This window comes from Candidatus Polarisedimenticolia bacterium (genome assembly GCA_036001465.1).
Lineage (GTDB): Bacteria > Acidobacteriota > Polarisedimenticolia > Gp22-AA2 > Gp22-AA2 > Gp22-AA3.
In genome coordinates, this window is sequence record DASYUH010000032.1 from 92,049 (window position 1) to 114,280 (window position 22,232).

General features: G+C 69.5%; 16 protein-coding genes and 1 pseudogene. 5 read left to right on the forward strand and 12 right to left on the reverse strand.

The window, feature by feature from the left end; translation table 11 throughout:
• Window positions 1-3: 3 nt before the first annotated feature.
• The 3 genes from VGV60_06230 to VGV60_06240 all read right to left on the reverse strand — a co-directional run bounded on the left by VGV60_06230 (window position 4) and on the right by VGV60_06240 (window position 4,758).
• Window positions 4-2,028, reverse strand: coding sequence for a TonB-dependent receptor (locus VGV60_06230; GenBank protein HEV8700852.1), 2,025 nt, complete (start codon window positions 2,026-2,028; stop codon window positions 4-6).
• A 139-nt stretch (window positions 2,029-2,167) separates the two neighbouring features.
• Window positions 2,168-2,563: a TonB C-terminal domain-containing protein gene (locus VGV60_06235; protein HEV8700853.1), complete on the reverse strand. Its 396-nt coding sequence runs from the start codon at window positions 2,561-2,563 to the stop codon at window positions 2,168-2,170.
• A gap of 104 nt (window positions 2,564-2,667) precedes the next feature.
• Window positions 2,668-4,758: a RecQ family ATP-dependent DNA helicase gene (locus VGV60_06240; GenBank protein HEV8700854.1), complete on the reverse strand. Its 2,091-nt coding sequence runs from the start codon at window positions 4,756-4,758 to the stop codon at window positions 2,668-2,670.
• 40 nt (window positions 4,759-4,798) lie between these two features.
• Here VGV60_06240 and VGV60_06245 point away from each other — a divergent pair, with 40 nt between their 5' ends.
• The gene (locus tag VGV60_06245) at window positions 4,799-6,418 is read left to right on the forward strand and encodes a hypothetical protein (protein ID HEV8700855.1); all 1,620 of its coding nucleotides are present in this window, start codon (window positions 4,799-4,801) and stop codon (window positions 6,416-6,418) included.
• A 15-nt stretch (window positions 6,419-6,433) separates the two neighbouring features.
• Window positions 6,434-8,389, forward strand: coding sequence for a glycosyltransferase family 39 protein (locus tag VGV60_06250; GenBank protein ID HEV8700856.1), 1,956 nt, complete (start codon window positions 6,434-6,436; stop codon window positions 8,387-8,389).
• Here VGV60_06250 and VGV60_06255 read toward each other — a convergent pair.
• Window positions 8,386-10,374 carry a response regulator gene (locus VGV60_06255; protein HEV8700857.1) on the reverse strand — a complete coding sequence of 663 codons (1,989 nt, stop codon included), beginning with the start codon at window positions 10,372-10,374 and terminating at the stop codon, window positions 8,386-8,388. The two genes, VGV60_06250 and VGV60_06255, sit on opposite strands and share 4 nt — an antisense overlap.
• Window positions 10,374-10,535, reverse strand: a pseudogene (locus VGV60_06260) (ATPase). Before VGV60_06260 ends, VGV60_06255 begins: the two are co-directional and overlap by 1 nt.
• Window positions 10,536-10,847: 312 nt before the next feature.
• Here VGV60_06260 and VGV60_06265 point away from each other — a divergent pair.
• From VGV60_06265 to VGV60_06275, 3 genes are all read left to right on the forward strand, one after another.
• Complete coding sequence (locus VGV60_06265) at window positions 10,848-11,546, forward strand: Crp/Fnr family transcriptional regulator (GenBank protein ID HEV8700858.1); 699 nt, start codon at window positions 10,848-10,850, stop codon at window positions 11,544-11,546.
• 367 nt (window positions 11,547-11,913) lie between these two features.
• The gene (locus VGV60_06270; protein ID HEV8700859.1) at window positions 11,914-13,989 is read left to right on the forward strand and encodes a S9 family peptidase; all 2,076 of its coding nucleotides are present in this window, start codon (window positions 11,914-11,916) and stop codon (window positions 13,987-13,989) included.
• A gap of 176 nt (window positions 13,990-14,165) precedes the next feature.
• Window positions 14,166-14,831 carry a thioredoxin domain-containing protein gene (locus VGV60_06275; protein ID HEV8700860.1) on the forward strand — a complete coding sequence of 222 codons (666 nt, stop codon included), beginning with the start codon at window positions 14,166-14,168 and terminating at the stop codon, window positions 14,829-14,831.
• An 86-nt stretch (window positions 14,832-14,917) separates the two neighbouring features.
• Here VGV60_06275 and VGV60_06280 read toward each other — a convergent pair whose 3' ends face one another.
• From VGV60_06280 to VGV60_06310, 7 genes are all read right to left on the reverse strand, one after another.
• A complete protein-coding gene (locus VGV60_06280; protein ID HEV8700861.1) occupies window positions 14,918-15,232 on the reverse strand; it encodes a hypothetical protein in 315 nt (104 codons plus the stop codon).
• 198 nt (window positions 15,233-15,430) lie between these two features.
• Window positions 15,431-15,814: a hypothetical protein gene (locus VGV60_06285; protein ID HEV8700862.1), complete on the reverse strand. Its 384-nt coding sequence runs from the start codon at window positions 15,812-15,814 to the stop codon at window positions 15,431-15,433.
• 220 nt (window positions 15,815-16,034) lie between these two features.
• On the reverse strand, window positions 16,035-17,228 hold the full coding sequence (locus VGV60_06290; protein ID HEV8700863.1) for a methyltransferase domain-containing protein: 1,194 nt from the start codon (window positions 17,226-17,228) through the stop codon (window positions 16,035-16,037).
• A 20-nt stretch (window positions 17,229-17,248) separates the two neighbouring features.
• Window positions 17,249-18,487, reverse strand: a complete 1,239-nt coding sequence (locus VGV60_06295; GenBank protein ID HEV8700864.1) for a glycosyltransferase — start codon at window positions 18,485-18,487, stop codon at window positions 17,249-17,251.
• Window positions 18,474-19,154, reverse strand: coding sequence for a DUF5752 family protein (locus tag VGV60_06300; GenBank protein ID HEV8700865.1), 681 nt, complete (start codon window positions 19,152-19,154; stop codon window positions 18,474-18,476). The genes VGV60_06295 and VGV60_06300 overlap by 14 nt, the downstream gene beginning before the upstream one ends.
• Complete coding sequence (gene otsB, locus VGV60_06305; GenBank protein ID HEV8700866.1) at window positions 19,151-19,888, reverse strand: trehalose-phosphatase; 738 nt, start codon at window positions 19,886-19,888, stop codon at window positions 19,151-19,153. Before otsB ends, VGV60_06300 begins: the two co-directional genes overlap by 4 nt.
• Before the next feature lie 52 nt (window positions 19,889-19,940).
• Entirely contained in the window at window positions 19,941-22,199 is a 2,259-nt protein-coding gene (locus VGV60_06310) for a trehalose-6-phosphate synthase (protein HEV8700867.1), read from the reverse strand.
• Window positions 22,200-22,232 lie beyond the last annotated feature (33 nt).

The window sequence follows — 22,232 nt, forward strand, 5'->3', positions numbered from 1 at the left end:
GCCTTAGAACTCGTACTTCACTTGGGCTCGAACGCTCCGGCCGTCCTGCGGGATGGCCACCTGCAGGTGCTCGGCGCCCCCCGGATCGGCGTATTTCTTGTCGAGAACGTTGAACAGGCTCAGCGAGAGGCTGGGGCCCTTCCTCCAGGCCCGGCTGAGAAGCGTGACGTTGGCCACGCCGAACCCGCCCGCCCGGCCGCCCTGGAGCGTTTCCCGGCTGCTCGTGTATTGCATCTCGAGCGCGGCCACGAGCTTCTCGGCCAGGAAGGGGACGGTGAGGTTGACCTTGGCGAGGTGCCGCGGCGAGTTGGTGAGCGTGGCGCCGGTCGAGGCGTCCTGGCTGCGCTGCAGAGCGTAGCTCACGCGCCCCTCCAGGAAGCGGTTGAAGGCGCCCTCGATTTCGAGCTCGACTCCTTCGGCCCGGGCGCGCTCGACGTTGTCGAACACGTCGAGCCCGTCCAGCGGGTCCGTTCCGAGCGTGATCAGGTCGTTGATCCCGTACCGGTAGACCGAGGCGGAGCCGCGCACGCGGGCGCCGAAGGTGTGGTCGGCGGCGACCTCGAGCGTCCGGATCGTCTCGGGACGCAGGTCTGGATTGGCCTTCTGCGACACGCCGCCGTCCTGATAGTACAGCTCGTAGACGTTGGGCGCCCGGAAGGCCCGTCCGTAAAGAAGCTTGAGGGTCGTGGCGTCCCCGACCGCGTAGATGACGCCGACCCGCGGGTTCGTCGTGCCGCCAAAGGTGTCGTAATCGTCGTGGCGCAGGCCGACGTTCACGATCAGGTTGTCCCGGACGCGGATCTCATCTTGAAGATAGAGCGCCCAGATGGACGACCGCCGTCTGTCCTGGAAGTAGAGGTAGTACGGCTCGGCGTCGTAGAAGCCCTGGTCCTGCCTCGAGCTGGTGCGGATCTCCGTCCCTCCGATCAGCTTCTGCCGATCGAAGCGCATGGTGATCGCCTGCACCTCTCCCGTCCACCACTCGCCGTAGCCGTAGTCCTTCGAATAGCTGGCCGCGTACGGATAGTCCCCCCGGTACCAGTAGCCGTCGTACGAGCCGGTCCCGACCAGCCGCGACGACAACCCGAATTCCCGCTCGAAACGCAGGTCCACGAAGGCGCGCTCGTCGGAGGTCCGCTCGCGCGCGTCGTTGAAGACGGTCCCGTACGACGCGGTGGGAACGTGCTTGGCGCGGCTGGAGTAGCCGGCCACGATCCGGGCGTTTGCCCATTCGAACTTGGTGAAGGCGCGGCGGAACCGATCGCCGTCGGCGCCCCTGGCCCAGCCACCGTTCGTCGCCGGGCTGTCGTACTCGGGGTAGAACAGATCCTGGCCGCCGCTGTCGCTGAAGGTGCCGCTCAGATACATCTCGAGGCCGTTCTCCAGGCGGGCGCCGTAGGCCGCCCGGGCCTGTCCGGTCGAGAAGCTGCCACCGGAGCCGGAGACCTCCCGCCCCTTCAGGTCCCGCCCCGATTTGGTGATGACGTTGATGACCGCCAGGAAGGCGTTCGTCCCATACAGCGACGAGCTCGGGCCCCGGATGATCTCGACGCGCTCGATCGTCTCCACGTCCACGACCGCCTCCGTGCCGATCGCCGCCTGGTCGTACACGTTGTCGTTCAGCCGGTGGCCGTCCAGGAGGAGCAGGATGCGGGTGTCGTAGTCACCGGGGCGATTGAAACCCCGCACGCCGATATAGCTGTAGTTCCGGTCGTACGTGGTGAAGATGCCGCGCACGCTGCGCAGGATCTCGGAGAGGGTCCGGTAGCCGTATCTCTGGATCTCCTCGGCCGTCACGATGCTGATCGCGGCGGGCGCTTCGCTCGGCTTCTGCTCGTACTTGGACGCCCCGAACACCGAGGGCAGCTCCTGGAAGAGGATCATCTCCTCCCCGGCGGATCCCGCCGCGGGGGGGCCCCCGGTCGGCCTCGCCCCCGCGTCGCCGGAACCGGCACGGACGTCGCGAGGCCCCGACAGGAGGAGGATGCAACCGAGGCACGCCACGACGACGATTCTGTAACCGCCCATCCCCGCCTCCACGGGGAGCCGACGCGAACGCGCGCGCACACTCCCCCCCGGAGGCAGAAACCTAAGTTCCGTCTGGAGATGGATCAAGCCGAATCGGGGCGGGGCGCGCCGATTCGAGGCCCCCGGGAAGGCGCCGGGATCAGCCGGACTCGAAGTGGAAATGCACCTCGACCGACGGACGCGGATACCCCTTCGGCAAGGGATCGAAGGGGGCCGCTTTCCGGACCGCGTCGAGCGCCGCCGCATCCCAGGTGCCGGAGCCGCTCTTGTAGTGCAGCACCGGCTCGGGGATGCTGCCGTCTTTCTGGATGACGGCGATCACCACCGCCTTGTTGCCGGGCTTGGGCGTGTCGGCCGGCCGTTTCCAGGACGACGCCACTTTCTTGTAGGTCTTCTGCTGGTAGAGGGTGTCCTTGAATTCGGCCGCGAAGAAGACCTTGAGCTGCGGCGCCGAGGCTGTGGCGGAGACCACGCCCGCCCGCTGGAACGCGAGCGCCATGACCGCCGCGGCGACGATCGGAAAGGCTCGGTTCACTGCCTTGCCCCGCTGCCCTGGGGGTTTTCCAGGGCCGCCTCATGGTACCAGATGAAACGGCCGGCGGCCGGGCCGGGATCCTGTCCGAGCGCCCGGACCTGTTCCTAGGCTTCGGGCGGACGTCCGGCCAGGACCCTCAGGAGGTCGTCGCCATAGGTCTCGAGCTTCGTGTGGCCGACTCCCTTGACCGCCTTGAGCCCGCCGCGATCGCTCGGCTTGAGTGCCGCCAGCGCCTCGAGCGTCGAGTCGTGGAAGACGACGTAGGCGGGGACGCGCCGGCGCTTCGCCTCCGCCGCGCGCCATGCCTTCAGGCGGCCGAGCAGCGCGGCGTCGGGTCTCGCCCCGGCGCCAGGCACCGCTTCGATCGCGGGCTTCCGCCGGCTGCGGGGCTCCTTCGGGGCCTCGCCACGGGGAAGCGCCAGCAGCGGGCGGTGGTCGGCGCGCATGACGGCCACCCCCTCGGCGCTGAGCGCAAGGACGAACGCGCCCGGGCGGCTCCCCTCGATGCCCCGGCGCTCCAGAAGGCCCGCCTCCACCAGCACCTCGAGCAGTCCCTTCACCTCATCCAGTTTCAAGTCGGCGAGCCGTCCAAACGTGGGAAGACGGTCGAGACCGCGATCGAGGACCGCCTGGCTCCGACTGCCCGTGAGGACCTGTGCGATCCGCTCCACGCCGAAGCGGGCGGGCAGGCGGGCCACGGCCGACAGGGCGATGCGGACGCGCTCGAACTCCCCATCGTCGAGCGGCCGCCCTTCCGCCCGCCGCCAGCCGAGGCAGACGTCGCAGGTTCCGCAGCGGACGACTGCCGCGCCTCGCCCGGCGCCGGCGAAGTAGTCGTAGATGAAGCGCGTGCGGCAGCCGCGTCCAAAGGCGTAGCGGATCATGGTGTCGAGGCGCCCCCGGTCGCGCCGCGCCTTGTCCGCCTGGGCCGCGAAATCCATGGGGGGCCCGCCGCTGCCGGGGCTCCGCCCGAGGCGCTCCGCGGCCCTCCGCAGCAGGCGCGCCGCGGTCGCCGCCGCCATGGCGCCGGCGGCGTCCCCGGAGCCGGCGGATTCGATCGTCGCGTCGTCCGCCCCGGTCCCCAGGAGCGCCCAGACCCGCCGGAACACGGCCGGCGACGGGTTCGACCCCGCCAGGAAGAATTCCTGCGTGCGCACGTCGGCCGGCCCGAACAGCAGGACTCCACGCGCCGGCAGGCCGTCCCGTCCGGCGCGCCCCACCTCCTGGTAGTACGCCTCGAGGCTTCCAGGCACTTCGGCGTGCGCCACGAAACGCAGGTCGCGCTTGTCCACGCCCATGCCGAACGCGTTCGTGGCGGCGATCGCGTCGAGCCGGCCGGCAAGGAAGTCGTCCTGCACCCGCACGCGCTCCGCATCGCCGAGCCCCGCGTGGTAGCGGCCGGATCGCAGCCCACGCGCCTCGAGGACCCCCGCCCAGAGGTCGACGCTCTTCCGGGTCGCCGCGTAGACGATGCCGGGGGTCCCGACCTCGCGCAGCAGGCGGTCGAGGGCGCGGGCCTTGTCGGCGCGGGATCGGCATGGCTCGACGGCCAGCGTGAGGTTCGGGCGGTCGAATCCGGTCACGAGCTCGAGCGGATCCGACAGGTGCAGCTGCCGGGCGATGTCGGCACGGACCTCCGGCGTCGCCGTGGCCGTGAACGCGGCGGCCGGGACGGCGAGCCTGAGGCGCAGCTCCCCCAGGCGGCCGTAGTCCGGCCGGAAATCGTGGCCCCACTGGCTGATGCAGTGGGCCTCGTCCACGATCAGCCGCGCGATGGGCACCGCGGCCAGGGCGGCGTTGAACCGCGCGCTCGCGAGCCGCTCCGGCGCGACGTAGACGAGCCGCAGCCGCCGGGCCGCGAGCTCACGCTCCACAGAGGCGCGTTCCGCGGCGCCGAGCCCCGAGTGCAGCGCCGCGGCCGCGACGCCCCGGGATCTCAGGTTGTCGACCTGGTCCTTCATGAGCGCGATGAGCGGCGACACGACCACCGACGTCCCTTCGAGCAGGAGGGCAGGCAGCTGGAAGCAGAGCGACTTCCCCGACCCGGTCGGCATGACCGCCACGAGGTCGCGTCCGTCGAGGACCGCTCCGGCGGCCTCCTCCTGTCCCGGCCGGAAGCCGTCGAAGCCGAACGTCTCGCGCAGCGCCAGCCGCAAGCGGTCCGGGGTGTCTAGGAGCCTGTCTTGAGGGGACATCGGAGGAAGCCTACTACACCTCCCGTGCTAGGCTCCCCCGGTGAACACGGTCGTCCTGCCGGCCGGGTGGGAGCATCAAGCGGCCCCGGCTGCCACGATGTTCGATCGGCTCGGCCCACCTCTCGCCTGGTGGAGTGCGGCCTTTCTCCTTCTCGCCCTCGCCGTCCTCCTCGTCGAGCGACGTCCCGGCCTCTCCCTGGTCCTGGCGCTCCTGTCCACTCCGATCCTGGCAATCGCCGCAAACGGCTTGGTGGACGATGCCTATATCCAGTTCCGCTACGCGACCAACGTCGTGGCGGGCCACGGCCCCGTCTTCAACCCAGGGGAGCGCGTGGAGGGCGCGAGCGGCGGCATCTGGATCGGCGTCCTGGCGCTGGCCGGCGCCACGAGCGGTTTGGATACCGCCCGCTGCGGCCGGATCCTGTCTCTCGTCGCGGCTTGCTTCGCCTCGTGGTGCGCCGCCGCCTTCGGTCGCACGACCGGCGGCCCCCGGGGCGCTGCCCGGGCGGCGATCGTCTGGGCCGCGGTCCCCACGAGCGTGCTGTACGCCGCGACCGGCCTCGAGACCTCCGCGTTCGCCCTGGGACTCTGGGGGCTGGCCGCGGCCGTCGCCCGCGATCGCCGCGGTCCGGCGGCCCTTGCGGGCGTTCTCGTCGCGACGCTGCGCCCGGAAGGGGCGATCCTGGCACTCGGGGCGACGCCATTCTGGAGCCGTCTCGGCCGCGCGGGCCGCGCGGCTCTCCTCGGGACCGCCCTGGGCGCGGCGGCCATCGCCTGTGGAAGGCTCCTGTTCTACGGTCTTCCCGTGCCGCGGTCGGCGCTGGTCAAGGGAGTGCTTGCGCCCGCGGGTCCCGACCAGGGGCTTCTCTACCTTGGAGCGGTCGCCCTCGAGTGGTGGCCACTTCTCCCGGCGCTGGCGTGGCTCGGCGCGCGCTACAAGGCGCTCCTCCCGATCCTCGCGCCGGCGGCGCTTCTCACCATCCTGGTTGTCCTGCGCGGCGGTGACTGGATGCCCGGCGGTCGCTATCTTCTGCCCCTTCTGGTCGTCCTCGCCGCGGGCGCCGCCATCCTCCCCGCGGCGCGCACGTCGCGCTGGCTGGTGGCGGGCTCGGCGGCTTGGGGCCTCCTGCTGCTTTCGCCTCTCACACCGCCGCCCACCCTGCCGGCGGTCGTGCCGCTGGGGCGCGCGTGGCGCGCGATGGCCGAGGGCCGGGCCCAGTCTCGCTGGTGGGAGTCGCTGGGTACGTGGGCCGGGAGGAGCCTGCCGCCCGGCACCCGCCTGGCCGCGGGACCCTCCGGAGCGCTGCCGTACGCTTCGCGGCTCGCGACGTTCGATCTGTACGGCCTGTGCTCCCCGGTAACGCACCAGCGCGGGGGCGAGGCCGGCCACAGGCTGTGGGGATTGAGCGAGGCGCTGGCCGCCGGCGTCGACGTGGTCTATCCCGGGCGCAGCCTGGCCATGGTCGAGGACCTGGGCGCCCTGCTCCCGGCCGCGCAGAGGCAGGTCGGAAGCGAGCCGAACCTCATGGTGGACTACCGGCCGCTGACCATCGTCCACGCGCCCGAGTACCGATTCGATTACCTGCGCGATGAAATCTGGATTCGCAGGGAAGTTCTTCCCGCCATCCCGCATCCTGGCGCGGGTCCGCTGGGAAGGTAGAGAGGCTCCTAGCCGATGGACAAGCTGCGGACCTCGATCGGCCCCGTGGCCTCCGTGTTCGGGCTCGCTCTGGGGCTGCGCCTTCTGGCGATGGCGCGGGCGTTCGATCCCGCCGCCGCCTTCGAGAAGTTCCCCCTGCTGGCGCACAGGCTGATGGCCGACGGGTGGGTGGCGCGCGAGCCGTTCGGCTACTCCCCGGCCTACATCTACTGGCTGGCCCTGCTCATGCGGGCCGGCGCGACACCGGCGGCGCTGTGCGTCGCGCAGGCGGTCCTGGGGGCCCTCGCCTGCGTCTTCATCCTGGATCTGGCGAAGCGGCTGTTCGGGCCGGCCGAGGCGGTCGTGGCGGGAGTCATGGCGGCGGCCTTCGGTCCGTTCCTCCTCTTCTCCATCGAGCTCGAATCGGACGGGCTGGGGCTCGTCCTTTATTGCGCCGCCGCTACGGCCTTTGTGGCGGCGCTGGACCGGCCGGTGTTCTGGCGATTCGCCGTGGCGGGGCTGCTCCTCGGCCTGCGGGCGGCGCAACGGCCCGACGCGATGCTCCTCGCCGGATTTCTGGCGGTCGTGCTCTGGCATGACGCGCGTCCTGCGCGCCCGGGGCTCGCGGCGCTGGCGGCCCCGGCCTGCCTCCTGGCCGGGTGCCTCCTTCCGATCCTGCCGGTCGCCTGGCAGAACGTCCGGGCCTCGGGGGAGATCATCCCGGTGACGTCGTCGAGCGGGTGGGTGTTCTACACCAGCCAGAATCACGCCGCCTCCGGCCTCGGCTACGCTCCGCCCCCCCTCGCCTACGCCTGGATGCATGCGCCTTACCGCGAGGGGGAGGACCCGCTCGATCGACTCGATGACCGCGTCTCCCGCCGGCTCGCGGCGCTCGCCGCCGGGCGCGACCTGGCGCCGGGCGAGGCGTCCCGTTTCTGGCGCGCGGAGGGGTGGCGGAGCATCGAGCGGCGGGGCCTTGTCCGCCAGCTCGGCCTGCAGGCGCGGAAGCTCGGATACCTCCTGCGCCCCTACGAGGGGCACGACAGCCTGCCGCTTCTCCTCAAAGATCACCGCCTTTCGGCCTGGACCTCCTTCGGGATGGGGATCGTGGCCCCTCTGGCCCTGCTCGGCCTGGCGCTCTGCTGGAACAGGGCGGCGCCCGGAGGGACGCGCCGCCTCGCCCTGCCGGGCTTTCTCCTGCTTCCGGCGGTGACGATGAGCCTGTTCTACGTCGGAGCGCGCTTCCGGCTGGAGCTCGAGGCGATGCTCCTGCCGTTCGCGGCGGCGGCCCTCGTGTGGCTGGGCCGGCGGGTCCGGGCGCGGGAGGGACGCAAGCCGGCCGTGTCCGTCGTGGTGCTCGTGGTGCTGGCGGCGCTCCTGCACGCTCCCGATCGGGAGATCGCCCGGCAGCGGCGCCTGCTCTTCATCCAGCTCCACACGTTCCTCGGAGATCGAGCCGGCGGCTCCGAAGCGGCGGAATCCGAATTCCATCGGGCGGCGGACGCGGCCCGCTACCCCGCGGAGGCGGAAGGCGCATGGCGCGGCCTCGCCCTCGTCAGCCGCGGGCGCGGCGATGCGGCCGCGGCGGTGCGGTACGAGGCGCTGGCCTCGGGCCTGCTCGACGACGGGGAGCTGCGTCGCCTGGAGATGCTGCGCGACGACCCGGATGCCGTGTGGGCGATCGGACGGCACTGGATGCTGCGCCGCGACATGTCCCGGGCCGCGGACACGCTGGCGAGGGCCGCCGCCCTGGCGCCCGACGATCCCGACATTCTGCTGTCGAGGGCCCTGGCGGCCTTCGAGTCCGGAAAGGCCGAGCCCGGCGTCGTCGCGGCCTGGACGGACGAGGCGCTTCGCGGAGGCCTGCGCTTCTCTCCGAACGCGGCCACCGGCTACCGTCTGATCGCACGCTGCGACGAGCGCCTCGGACGGCGGGACGAGGCCGAGGTCTCGCTCCGCCTGGCGGCCCGCTTCGATGCGGCGCTGCGCTAGGAGCCTGGAGCCTGGCCGGTCGAACTCTTCGGGTGCGGGGAGGTGTCCCCCTGGGGCGCGTCGAGCGTCTGGCGGACCTTGACGGCGAGGGCCTTCAGCGTGAACGGCTTCTGGAGAAACGCCAGCCCGCGCTCCAGGACCCCCTGCTGCACGACGGAGTTGTCGGTGTAACCCGACATATAGAGGACCTTGATATCGGCGCGATGGGCCTGGACCCGCTGCGACAGGATCCAGCCGCTCATCTTGGGCATCACCATGTCGGTCACCAGAAGCTGGATCGGGCCCGCGTGCGTCTCCGACAGACGCAGCCCCTCCTCCGCGTCCCCGGATTCGAGGACGGTGTACCCGAACTGGCGCAGGGCCTCGCGGATGACGTGGCGGACCGCATCCTCGTCCTCCACGACCAGGACCGTCTCCGTGCCGCGCGGAGGCCGCGCCGGCTCGCGCGCCTGCGCCGCCTCGGGGTTCTCGTAGACGCGAGGCAGATAGATGTGGAAGGCGGCTCCCTTCCCCGGCTCGCTGGAAAGCCAGATGTAGCCGAGGTTCTGCTTGACGATGCCGTAGACGGTGGCCAGGCCGAGGCCGGTCCCCTTGCCCGTCTCTTTGGTGGTGAAGAACGGCTCGAAGATGTGACTCTGGATTTCCGCGTCCATTCCCACGCCGTTGTCGGTGACGCCCAGCCTCACGTACGAGCCGGCACGGGCGCCGGGATGCTGCCGGACGTACGCCGGGTCCAGCTCGGCGTTCGCCGTTTCGATCCTGAGACGCCCTCCCTGCGGCATGGCGTCGCGGGCATTGATGACCAGATTCATGATGATCTGCTCGATCTGCCCCGGATCGGCCTTGATCCGCCCGAGGTCCTGTCCCTGGATAGTGATCAGCTCGACGTCCTCCCCAATCACGCGGCGCAGCATGTTGTCCGTCTCGGCCAGCAGGGCATTGAGGTCGATCACGCGCGGCTCGATCACCTGCTTGCGGCTGAAGACCAGGAGCTGGCGGGTGAGCCCCGCGGCCCGCTGGGCCGCCTTCTTGATCTGGTCCACGCGGGCGACCATCGGATCGCCGGCCGCGAAGTGATCCGAGAGCATCTCGCCGTAGCCCGTGATCACATTCAACAGATTGTTGAAATCGTGGGCGATCCCCCCCGCCAGCCGGCCCACCGCTTCCATCTTCTGCGCCTGCCGGAGCTGTCCCTCGAGCTGCTTCCGCTCGGTGATGTCCTGGATCGCGATGACCGCACCGAGCTTCCGGCCCTGCGCATCGACGATCGGCCGGCCGCTCATCAGGATCGAGCGCGACGGCGCATCCTGAAGCACGATCGTGCCCTCGGCGTTACGGACCCGCTCGCCGCGCAGGGCACGCACGAGAGGCAGCTCGTTCGCGTCTATCCGGGCCTTGCCGTCGGCCCGGAAGAGGCAGTCCCGGATCAGGTTCATCCGCGGCAGCCCGCCCAGATCGGGCAGGCCGTGGAACTCCCGCGCGGCGCGGTTGAAGTGCGTCAGCACCCCGTCGGCGTCGCAGGCGGCGACTCCGACCTCCAGGCTCTCGAGAAGGGCACGGAGGAACTGCCGGTCGTGGTGCAGAGTCTCCTCGACCTGCCGCCGCTTCCGGCGCTCGGCCGCCTCCTCGATCGCCCGTCGCACCGCGGGGCCGAGCCGGGACAGCCGGTGCTTGAGGACGTAGTCGGTCGCCCCGCTGCGGAGACTCTCGATGGCCGCCTCCTCGCCGAGCGTTCCCGAGACGATGATGAAGGGGAGCTCGGGGGTCCTCTCGCGGACGATCCGCAGGGCGGCGGGGCCGTCGAACCCCGGCAGGGCGAAGTCGGACAGGACCAGCTCCGGCTCCCCGCGGTCGAGCGCGGCCAGGAACTCCTCGCGCCGGGTCGCCACCTCGAGCTCGCAGATGAGACCGTCCCTCGCGAGCGTCTGCCGGATCAGCTCCGCGTCGTTCGGCTCGTCCTCGAGATGCAGGATGCGCAGGGGCATCAGGCCTTCTCCCTCATCTGCGGACGCGAGAAATAGAACGCGGCCCCTCTGTCCACCTCGGCTTCGGCCCAGGTCCGGCCGCCATGACGGTGGATGATGCGCCGGACGTTGGGGCCGATGCCGGTCCCCTCGAAATCCTCCTGCCTGTGCAGCCTCTGGAATGTCCGGGGTCGTCCGCGACGAGGGAACGGAGTGTCTCGAGCCGGTTCCGGGCCCCGATCAGGAGCGCCGCGCCGAGGCGGGGCCACCTCGGAATCAACCGGGATCTCCATCCGTCTTTCTCAACTCCGAACGGCCCCCCGCGCGAGGCCCGGTTCTCAAAGAGCCCCACGGGGCCCGCAGTCCTCTGACGGCAATCTAGTGTGATCCGGAGCGGAGTCAAGAATGCCCGGAGCCGAGGGGATCTGGAATCCGTAATCCGGCGCTCCGAGGAAGAGGTGATCGCCTGCGGCGATACGGGGTAGAATCAGCCCATGAAGGACGGAACGGACCCCCAGGGGACGAAGAAGGCCGACCGGGACAGGTTCATCCGCTGCTACCCGGTGCTCAAGGAACTTCCTCCGGACCTGCTCCGCAAGGTCGACGCGAGGGCCAGGCTCGTCCAGGCCCCCGCCGGCCGGCGGCTGTTCGACGAAGGCAGCCCCTGCACCGATTACCCGCTGCTCGTCGAGGGGATCATCCGGGCCTCGAAATTCGGCCCCGACGGCCACGAAATCCTGCTGTACCGGCTCAACCCGGGAGAGAGCTGCGTCATCACCGTTGTCGCGCTTCTGGGCGCGACCCCCTATCCGGCGGTCGGGACGGCCGAGACCAGGCTGACCCTGCTCGGCATCCCGCGCAATCTGTTCGTGGAGCTGGTGCTGAAATCAGCGGCGTTCAGGACCTTCGTTTTTCAATCTCTCTCCCAGAGGATGGCGCGCCTGATGGCCCTGATCGACGACGTGGCGTTTCGGCGAGTGGATCAGCGGCTCGCCTCCCGCCTCCTCCGCCACCGGGAGCCGATCACCGCCACGCACCAGATGCTGGCCGACGAGCTGGGGACCACCCGCGAGGTGGTGAGCCGGACGCTCGAGTCGTTCCAGGAGTCGGGCATGCTCCGGCTGGGACGCAAGCGGATCGAGATCCTGGACCGACCCGGTCTGGACCGGGTTCACCGCCCCGAAACCCAGTAAGTCGTCACCATCCCCCGCCGCGCATGGCCGGGATCGAATCGCTCCCAGGGGGTGTCCGCCCTCCGGTCCCGGAGCGACGGTCAGCTCGTCCGCGTCGTCGCCAGGACCGGAGGGGGACAATCCCTCCTGTGGGTCGAAGGGGAGAGGTTCAGGTTGCCGCGAACTTAGCCTCGTCCGGATTTCGCTATCTGTAACTTCTGGCACACCGGGAGGCTGTTGTCCCGGCCCTCCGTGCCCCGTCTGCCCGCCCCCGCGGCGGGCCCGTCCATCATAGCCCCGCCCGGTTGACAGGCCCGCGGCCCCGGTTCTAGCATCGCGCCGCGCCATCTCAGTCCAACCCTCAACCGACGTCTTGCGGAGACTGTCGATGATCAGGTGTCTGTCGAAGTGCGCGGTCGGTCTTCTTCTGATGCTCGCTTTCACGGTCCCCCCGGTCCTCGGAGCGGCGATGTCCACCCCGGACCGGCTTTCCGAGATGGATGTCTTCGACCTCGAGCTGGCGACCGATCCCCAGATGTCGCCGGACGGCCGGAGCGTCCTCTACGTCCGGAGCTTCTCGGACGTCTTCACCGACCAGCGTTACTCAAATCTCTGGATCATCAACACCGACGGCAGCCAGAACCGGCCGCTGACGACGGGGCACCGCGGCGACGCCTCACCACGCTTCTCGCCCGACGGGAGGCGTGTGGCTTACATATCCGATCAGGACGGCGCGCCGCAGATTTACGTTCGCTGGCTCGACGGCGGCCAGACGGCGCGCCTGACCAACCTGGGGTTCCCGCCGTCCGGCCCCGTCTGGTCCCCCGACGGCCGGCAGATCGCCTTCACCAGCTTCGTGCCGCAGGAGGCCCCGAAGATCGCCACTCTCCCGGCTCCTCCCGAGGGGGCGAAGTGGGCCGAGCCCGCGACCACCATCGACAAGCTGGTCTACCGCTACAACGGCGAGGGATATCTCAAGTCCGGGTACACGCACCTGTTCGTGGTGCCGGCGGAGGGGGGGACGCCGCGGCAGATCTCGAGCGGCGACTTCCAGCACGGGGGGACCGCCTTCACCGCCAGCGAGCCGGTCTGGACACCCGACGGCAGGTACCTGATCCTGTCGGCCATCCGCCGCCCCGATTACGAGCTGGAGCCGCTCGACACCGAGGTGTACGAGTTCGCGGTGGCGGACGGCGCCGTCCGGCAGCTCACGCATCGCAAGGGACCGGACGACTCACCGGCCCTGTCGCCCGACGGGACGCAGATCGCCTATGTGGGGTTCGACGACCGGTACCAGGGTTACCAGGTCACGCGGCTCTACGTCATGAAGCGCGACGGGAGCGGATCGCGCCTGCTCTCGGCGAAGCTCGATCGGGACGTGACGCACCCGCTGTGGGCCCGGGACGGGAGCGGCATCTTCTTCATGTACGACGACCAGGGGAACACCAAGCTCGGATTCATGACACTCGACGGCGCGCTCAAGACCGTCGCCGCCGACATCGGCGGGCCCGGCGGGACTTACGGAGACGGCACGTATTCCACCGGCGGCCGGCGCGGCTACGCGATCACCTGCACCCGCCCCCATGTCCCCTGTGACGTGGGGGTCGGGACGCTCGACGGCCCGCCGGTCAAGATCATCACCGCCGTGAACGACGACCTCCTGGCCCACAAGACCCTGGGGGACGTGGAGGAGATCCGCTACGAATCATCGTTCGACAAGCGCCCCATCCAGGGCTGGGTGGTCAAGCCTCCCCACCTCGACCCCAAGAGGAAATACCCGCTGATCCTCGAGATCCACGGAGGCCCGTTCGCCAACTACGGCGATCGGTTCGACTTCATGAAACAGCTCTGGGCCGCCCGCGGCTACGTCGTGCTCTACGTCAATCCGCGCGGCAGCACGAGCTACGGGGAGGAGTTCGGCAACCTGATCCATCACAGTTATCCGGGGGACGATTATTACGACCTGAACTCGGGCGTGGACGCGGCGATCGCCAGAGGGTACGTCGACCCGGATAATCTCTTCGTCACCGGCGGCAGCGGCGGAGGGGTCCTGACCTGCTGGATGATCGGCCGGACGAACCGGTTCCGCGCCGCCGCCTCGGCCTATCCGGTGATCAACTGGTACAGCTTCGTCCTCACGGCCGACATCTCGTCCTTCGTGGAGAAATACTGGTTCCCTGGATTTCCCTGGGACAACGTCGAGCACTACGAGAAGCGCTCCCTCCTGTCGGTCGTGAAGAACGTCCGGACGCCGACGATGGTCATCACCGGCGAAGAAGACTATCGGACGCCGATGTCGGAGTCGGAGCAGTACTTCCAGGCCCTCAAGCTCCTGAACATCGAGGCCGTCCTGGTGCGGGTCCCCGGCGAGCCGCATGGCATCAGCCGACGACCCAGCCACTGGATGGCGAAGATGCTGAACATCGTCGGATGGTTCGACCGGCACCGGAAGAAGGGGGACTGAGGCTCGCGATGGAGCGACGCAGGTAAAACGAGAGCGGGGTGCGGTCGCGGTATCCGGCACCCGCGGCGGGACCGGGCGGCCCGGACCTCGAATGCGGTTGACGCCTCCTCCTTGAGACGGTACATGGGGGGCACGAATCGAACGATCCACCCGCCATAGGAGGACTGGACACCCACATGACCTCGATTCGGATGAGCGCCGTGTCCTGCCTGGCGGCGGTCCTGCTCTCGGGGGCCGCCGCCCGGGCCGGGGGCCCCGGGCAGCCAGCGCGCCCCGCCCCTCCCGGCAGCAAGGTCGCGGCGGCTGCCGGAGCCCCTGCGGCGGCCGGTGTCGAGCGCCACTCCCCGCCCGAGGGATACCCGTCCCTGGGCCCGGCCGGCGCCCCGAACACGCTCGTTTTCTTTACCGACTACCAGTGTCCTGTCTGTCCGCGCGCGGCCCGCGAGATGGAAAACCTGGTGGCGAGCTTCAAGGGGGAGCTGCGCGTCGAGCTGCACCACAACCCGCTGGTGATGCACCGGAACGCCTACGACGCGGCGGCCGCCGCCAAGGCGGCGCAGAGGCAGGGGAAGTTCTGGGAGTATCACGCCGCCCTGCTCGAAACCCGGACGTTCGATCGCAGCGCCCTCGTCGAGCTGGCGGGACGCCTCGGCCTGAATCGCGCCAGCTTCGAGCGCGACTTCGACGACCCGAAGTTGCGCGAGCGGGTGACTGCCGAGGCGAAGGAGGCCCTGGACGCCAACGCCCTCGGCACGCCGGGCTTCCTGATCAACGGCCATGTCGAGGTCGGCTGGGCGTCTCTCCCCTGGCTCGAGCAGGTCGTCCGGACCCACTCGCGCTAGGAGTGCTCGCGAGCAAAAAGAGGGGGCGCCGGGAATCGATCGACCCCGGCACCCCCATCAGAACGAGCGCGAAACGACGGGTCGCGCTAGGATTTGTTGGTCGGGGCGGGCCTGATCGCGATCACCCCTTCGATGGTCCCAGTCTCGGTGTCACGGCAGGTCAGGACGACCTTGTCCCCCGCCTTGACGTTCTTGAGGCTCTCGACGGCCTTGTCGAGAACGGCGGCCGTGCTCGTCGCACCCGCATCATCCTGGAAGGTGATCTTCTTGCCCTGCGTGTCGACGGAGACGATCGTCGCCGACACGTCGTGCGTCTTGCCCGCCGCCACCACAGGATTCAGCTGGGCGGCGATCAGGCTGACCATGAGAACTGCGCCTAGGATCAAGAGTGGGTGTTTCATCGGTCCTCCTCGGTGAACGTGATGGTTGGTCTTCGACCTTGCCCAGGAGAGCCCTCCTGCGCCTCGCTCTCAGACCTCTCCATCTAAGGTGTTCAGACAACATCAAAAGCAATTACGATGCCACGCACCGCTTCAGTGCCGTAGGTGTCCGCCTGTCAACAACTTTGCGAACCAATCACAGGGAAATGGACGTGCTACTCACGTCGAACAGTCTGTCCTTCCCGGAGTGCAGGTTGCTGCAGTCCGCGTCCTGCCGGTCGTTGCGGTCGCCGCCTGGCCGGTCTGGAAGATCAGGCATGGGAGCTTCTCGTCCCCGTCGACCGACTCCGGGCGGGACAGGAAGAGGCAACAGGACCCCGCACCGGGCCTGGGGAGCGTCACCTCGAACAAGCCGCCGCCCATCGGCCTGGCCCAGCACTGCCCCTGCCAGCCGTCGCCGGGATGGAACGCCAGGGCCCGCAGGGGCCCAAGGTCTCCGGACTGCCGCCTGACGCCGGCGCCGAACAGCTTGAACTGCAGGCGGATCTCCCTGCCGGCGAACTCTGGACTCTCGGTCTGCAGCGGGACGCTGTTGCGTGTCATGGTTTGCCTCCGGCTCATCACGCGCTCAGGTGACTCGAAAGGTTCGAGTCCGGAGGTCAGCAAGCACGATGCCAATCGGCAGAATCGCTCGCACAATCACCGACCGGCGCGGACTATCCTGGAGACATGGCGACGAGGAGGTTTGTCCGGAGCGATGGACAGGATGTCCACCCGGGGGAGCATCGCCCGGGTCTACCCAGGCTTCAGCGGTGGGGGCGCTTCAAGACGGGCGGCGCGCCCGGAACGCGAAGCGGGACAGGCGGCGGTCGGCCGCCAGGAGGGCCGCGACCTCGAGGAACCGCTGCTGTCCCTCGAACGTCGCCTCCCCTTCGATCGGCTTCAGGTCGGCGGATCTCCTTCCGCGGGCCGCCCGCCGCCGTGCCGCGAGTCGCGCCATGTTCTCGGTGCGGTCGAGGACCTCGATCCCTTCAAAGCCGGCATCGGCCAGGACCCGTTCGTCGGTCCCCGGCGGCACGAACAGGAAGAATCCGATCGAGCTTCGGATGGCGATCTCCTCGTGGGTGAGGGGGCCGGTCACCACGATCGGGTCGGTGAAGACCAGGCGCCCGCCGGGGCGCAGGAGGCGGAGCCATTCCCGGAAGACCCGGTCGCGAGCGGGGAGGTGATTGACGGCATCGATGCAGACGATCCCGTCGAACGAGGCGTCCGGAAAGGGAAGAGGGCGGCTCGCGTCCAGCCGATCGAACGTGACCCTGGAGGCGAGGCCGGCGCGCGCGGCGCCGGCCCGGGCCTCGGCGATCGCCTGATCGTGCGCGTCGACTCCCTGCACCGTGCATCCGGTGCGGGAGGCGATCCGGAGCGCCGGGCCTCCGGAACCGCAGGCGACGTCGAGGAGGCGGGCATCCGGAGACAGGGCGAGCCAGTCCAGGAAGAGATCCTGCTCGTCCGCGGTCAGCCAGCTGTTCTGGCCGATGTCCTCCCCGAAGGCCTCGGCCCTGATCTCCCTGTTCAGCGGAGAATCGAGGTGCCCGTACTGGGCGTCGTAGAGGCCGACGGTCGGGGGGCCCGCCGCGTTCCCCTTCCTGGCCCTGGCGTAGTCCTCCGCGCCCATGAAGTGCAGCGAGACGTACGGTGTGTCCCCGACCACCCAGCTGTCGTGCGGCACGGCGGGAACGTGGAACAGCGATCCCTCCCGGAGCTCGACGACCCGGCCGTCGTCGAACGCCACGGTCGCGACGCCCTGGAGGACCATCCCGACGTGCTCGACCTCGCAGCGCGACGCCCCTGCACCCGGGCCGACGTGCTGCGACCATCTCCAGCCCGGCTCGTAGCGCGCGCGGCCCAGGACGAGCGATCCGATGCGCACCAGCTCGAGGCGTCCCTTCTCGAAGGTGCGGACCTCGTCCGGATCGTCGAAGAGCCTCAGTGTGACCGTGTGGGCGTCGGAACCCATGACTCGGAGAGTAGCACCGTTCAGTCCGTAGTACCCGGCAGGCGGATGAAATCCTGTTCTCCCCCCTCGAGGTACAGGACGAGCAGCAGGTAGTCCCGGAGCTGCCTCGTCAGGAGGAAGTGCTGCCGCACGCTCTCCCGGCCATTGGCCCCCAGCCAGTTGGCGTACGCCGGCTCCTTTAACAAGTGTTTGATCCAGTACGCCGTCCCTTCGATGCTGTGCGTCAGGATCCCGGAGTGCTTGTGGCCGATCTGGTTCGGCAGGCCGCCGACCGACCCGGCGATGACCGGCTTCCCCTTCCAGAGCGCCTCCGAGACGGTCAGCCCGAAGCCTTCCCGAAGGGACTTCTGAACAATGATCGTGGAGGCCCTCTGGATGGCGTTGATCTCCAGGTGGCTCGTGGGGGGAAGGCAGAGGACCCGCACGCTGTCGTCCCCCTGCGCCCGCTCCCGGACCTCCGCGAGCACCTGCGCCCCCTCCGGGTCGTCGTCCGCCGGCCCGCCGACCAGGACCAGCCGCGCCATGGCGGACGCCTTCGACAATCGGAAGGCCTCGATCACCCCCAGGGGATCCTTGAGACGATCGAAGCGGGAGACCTGCGTCACGAGCGCCCGGTCGGTCGGCAGTTCGAGACGCTGCAGGATGGCGTCGACCTCGCTCCCCTCGAGCTCCCGGTTCTTGTCGGACAGCGGATCGATGGAGGGGGAGATCAGCGCCTGCGGGATCGGCAGGCTGCGGGCGAACGCCGGAGCGGAGAAGACGCAGGCGTCGTATCTCTCGACGTAAGGACGGAAGAACTCCCAGACGTCCGGATCGGGCCGCGAGAGGTCGATGTGGCAGCGCCAGATCCAGCGGTGCCCCGATCCGTTCCGCATCTGGACGAGGCCCGCGGGCTGGGGATCGTGGATGAACACGATGTCGGCGTCCAGGTTCAGCGAGGGGAGGTTCTCCCGGAGCGTCCGGTCATACGCCTCGTAGTCCCCCGCCGTCACCGTCTCGGCGGCCCCGTGGAGCGCATTGTGGAATCGCTTGGTGGCCGCGTGGAAGGCCTCCCCTCCCCTGATGACCTCCCAGCGGGCGTCCAGCCCCAGCTCCCGCATGAGGGGAACCATCCGGCTCAGGATCTCGGCCACCCCTCCGCCGACCGCCGTCGAGTTCACGTTCAGGAGCGAACGGCCCGTGAGGCGCCCCGCGAGCAGGTGGAGCTCGTCGAGCGTGTCCGCCCCGACGATGTCGCGATAGTCGTCAAGCCCCGGCACGGGAGTGCTCCTCCAGCCGCCGGTCCACCATCGTGATGAGCATCGATCGCAGCCCTTCCAGGGTGTGGGTGTAGGGATCGAGGTTCGAGACCTTCCTGGCCAGGGCGGGCTCGTCCAGCTCCCCCTCGAGCCAGGTCGCGAAATCATTGTGCCCCAGGGGAGGGCGCAGCAGGGACTCGAAGAGGTGCAGGTAGAGGCTCGACGGGCTGACCCTCCTCAGGCAGCGCGCGAAGCCGGCGAGATCGCGGGCCTCGTGCGCGGTCGGGACCGAGAACCGGATGGCCTGCATGAAGTGAAACTCCTTCCCCTCGGGGACCTCCCCGCCGTTCCCCCGGTCCGCGCCGCCTCGCCTGATCGCCTCGACCAGAGCGCGCTTCAGATCGTCGAGTGAATCGAACGTCAGGGTGTCGACCGACGCCAGCTGCTCTCCCAGCCTCTCGTCTCCCAGGACGTTCGTGACCCAGTACGCGAAGTCGTTCGGAGGCTCGGGCACGAGGTACTGGTGCTGCCGCAGGAAGCGATACGTGTGCTGGTAGATGACCGGGTCGGGGGCGGCCTCGAGATGGCCGAGCAGCTCCCCGAGGTTCCTGGCCTTGAGCCCGGTCAGGCGGGTGAGGCAGAGCCGCGTGAAGAAACGGAACGGCCGGCGCGCCCGCGCGAGCTTCATCCTCTCCCCTCCAGGGCGGCACGGGTCTCGCGGAGGAACCGCGCCACCTGCCCCTGGTCGATCAGGTAGTAATCCGCCCGGGAGGACTTCAGGCGGCCGACCCGGATGCTGAGCCCTCTTCCCTTCAGGGCTGAGAAGATGTCCTCGTCGGTCGTGTCGTCACCCAGCGCGATCGGAAACGGATTTCCCAGGTGCCGCATCAGGTAGAGGGACGCGGCTCCCTTGTGCCACTTCACTCGAGGGAGGAGCTCCCAGACCTTCCTCCCGGCCCCCCACCTCACCGGAAGCCCGGACGCATCCACCCGGATGCGGGAGCGCAGCCATGCCAGGGAACGCCGGGAGCGCCGCGCCACCCGCCGGTAGTGCACGCTCAGGGTCAGCCCCTTGTTCTCGAGGGACGCGCCCGGGACGCGCCCGAGATCGCTCTCGATCCGGGCGGCCAGATCCTGGACGATCGACCGCCGCGCGACCGCCCCGGCATGCCGGAACGAGATTCCCGGACCCGCGATCTCCAGTCCGTGGTTTCCGCCGTAGTAGAGGGCGGGCATATCGACGCGCGCTTGCAGATCCTTCAGCGATCGCCCGCTCAGGACCGCCACCCCGACCCCCGGCCGGGCCTGGAGCGAGCCGAGGAGCCCGCGGATCTCCTCCGAGAGCCGCGCCGCGTCGTTCCTCCCGGACAGCGGGGCCAGGGTGCCGTCGAAATCGAACAGCAGGAGGACGCGCTTCTGCATCGCGATCCGGCCCCTGACTCGCGGCCAATCCGGCCACAGGCTCCGCACGCTCCTACTCGCTCCTCGCCACGACCTGATCGAGGCGCACCTGCGACAGCGCTTCGATCAGGTTGCCTGCCCAGCGATAGATATTGTGCTCCCGGACCGTCTCCCTCATCCGGGCCATGCGAGTGGCCTGATCCTCCCGGCTCATCTGCAGCGCGCTGTCAATCGCACCCGCCATCTCCTCGATGTCGTAGGGGTTGACGATGAGGGCGTCCCGCAGCTCTCGCGACGCGCCGGTGAAGCGACTCAGGATCAGGACCCCTGCGCCGTCGTCGCGCGAGGCGACGAACTCCTTGGCGACCAGGTTCATCCCGTCGTGCAGGGACGTGACCATGCAGAAGTCGGCGTGCCGGTAGAACGGCAGGATCTCCCGGTGGCTGTGGTGTCTCTTCAGGAAGACGATCGGCTTCCAGTCCCTCGCCTGGAATTTCCAGTTGATGCGCTCCGCCTCGGACTCCACTTCCGCCAGGAAGTCGTGGTAGCGCTTGATGTGCGTGCGGCTCGGCGCCCCGAGCTGGACGAAGGTCAACTCCCCCCGGAACGTGGGATGGATCTCCAGGAAGCGCTCGATCGATCGGAAGCGCTCGAGGACCCCCTTGGTGTAGTCCATCCGATCCACTCCGATGCCCAGATACCTTCCGGTGATTCCCATTTCCTTCAGGAAGGTCTCGCGATCGGTTTCCGACGCGCGATCGGGCGCCACGTCCTGAAAGGTTTCGGGAAACGCCACGCTGATCGGGTAGGGATGGACGGCCGTGGCGTGGCCCGAGCGCCTGACCTCGAACCGCTCCCAGTCGACACGCGATTCCAGCGTGCGATCGACGGTGTCGAGAAAGTTGTTGCAGTGAACCTGGGTATGGAATCCGATGAGGTCCGCCCCCAGCATTCCCTGCAGGAGCTCCCTCCTCCAGGGGCAGACCCCGAAGGCCTCCGGGTTCGGCCAGGGAATGTGCCAGAAGATCGCGATCCGCGCGTCCGGCCGCCGCTGCTTGAGAAGCTCGGGCAGGAGCGCGAGATGGTAGTCCTGGATCAGGATGCACGGCTCCTGCAAGCCCTCCATTTCTTTCGCGGCGGCGTCCGCGAACTTCTGATTGGCCTTCTCGTAGTGGGCCCAGTCCTCCGGCCTGAAGACGGGCCGCGTGTGGGCGATGTGGCAGAGAGGCCAGAGCCCTTCGTTGGCCAGCCCGTAGTAATAGCCGTCCTCCTCCTCCTTCGTCAGGGCCACTCTCCTGAGGGTGTAGAGCGGGTCGTCGGCCGGCACCCTGATGCGGTTCTCGCGATCGACGACCTGCCAGTCGGCATCGCCGGCTCCATGGGCGATCCAGGTGCCGCCGCTCGCCCGCATGATCGGATCGAGGGCGGTGACCAGCCCCCCGGCCGGCACGATGCACTCGACGCTTCGCCCCCGGCGGACGTGCATGTACGGCTCCCGGTTTGAGACGACGAGGAGCGGCCTTCCCTGCAGCCTGTGACGCACGTGCTCGGCGAGCCTGTCCGGCGTCCACCGCGCCTCGCCGGCCTGCCTGAGCCTCGCCTCCTCTTCGACTGCGGCCCGGGCGCGGGCCAGCTGCCGGGAGAACGTCTCGACTTCCCGCGTCAGGGGGGAGAACAAGTGAACGTTCGGCGGCGCCGGCCGCAGGGCCGGCTCTCCCGTGCGCAGCTGCTTCATCCAGAGCGCCATCTGGGCGATGGGGCCTGCGATGCTGAAACGCAGGACGAGAATCGTCACGAGCACGATGAGGGCCGTCTGCGCCAGGGCCATCAGGAAGGCGCGGCGCCAGGCCGATCCGAGGCGCGGCGGGGCCGGGGTCGGCCCGTGCACAACCGCCAGAGCGCCCAGCGGCTCGCCGTGGATCGTGAGCGGCAGGGCGTCGACCTGGATCGACCGGTCCTTCAGGCCGGCACTCCCTCTCGCCGGTGACCCGTTCCTGAGCGCCTGGCGCACCGGATCGGGCGGGGAGGAAGGGGCCGCCTGGAGCCGGGACGAGCGGGAGATGAGTTCCCCCTTCGGGCCATAGACTGCCAGACCGGCGACTCCTCCCCCGTCCCCGACGGCCTCCGCTAGACGGTCGAGGCCCTTCCGGTCGCCCCGTTCCACGAGCTCCAGCACCACCCCCTCGAGACCGTCGGCCAGGAGCCTCGCCCGGCGCGCGAAGGCCTCCTCCTGCGCGCGGCCGTCACGGCTTACCTGGAAGAACGCCCCCAGGGAAGCCAGCGCGATGGCGACGATGGCCAGCGAGACGACGATTCTGCGGGTGATGCGCATGGATGAGGCTGGCCCCCCCAGTGGTCACGGACG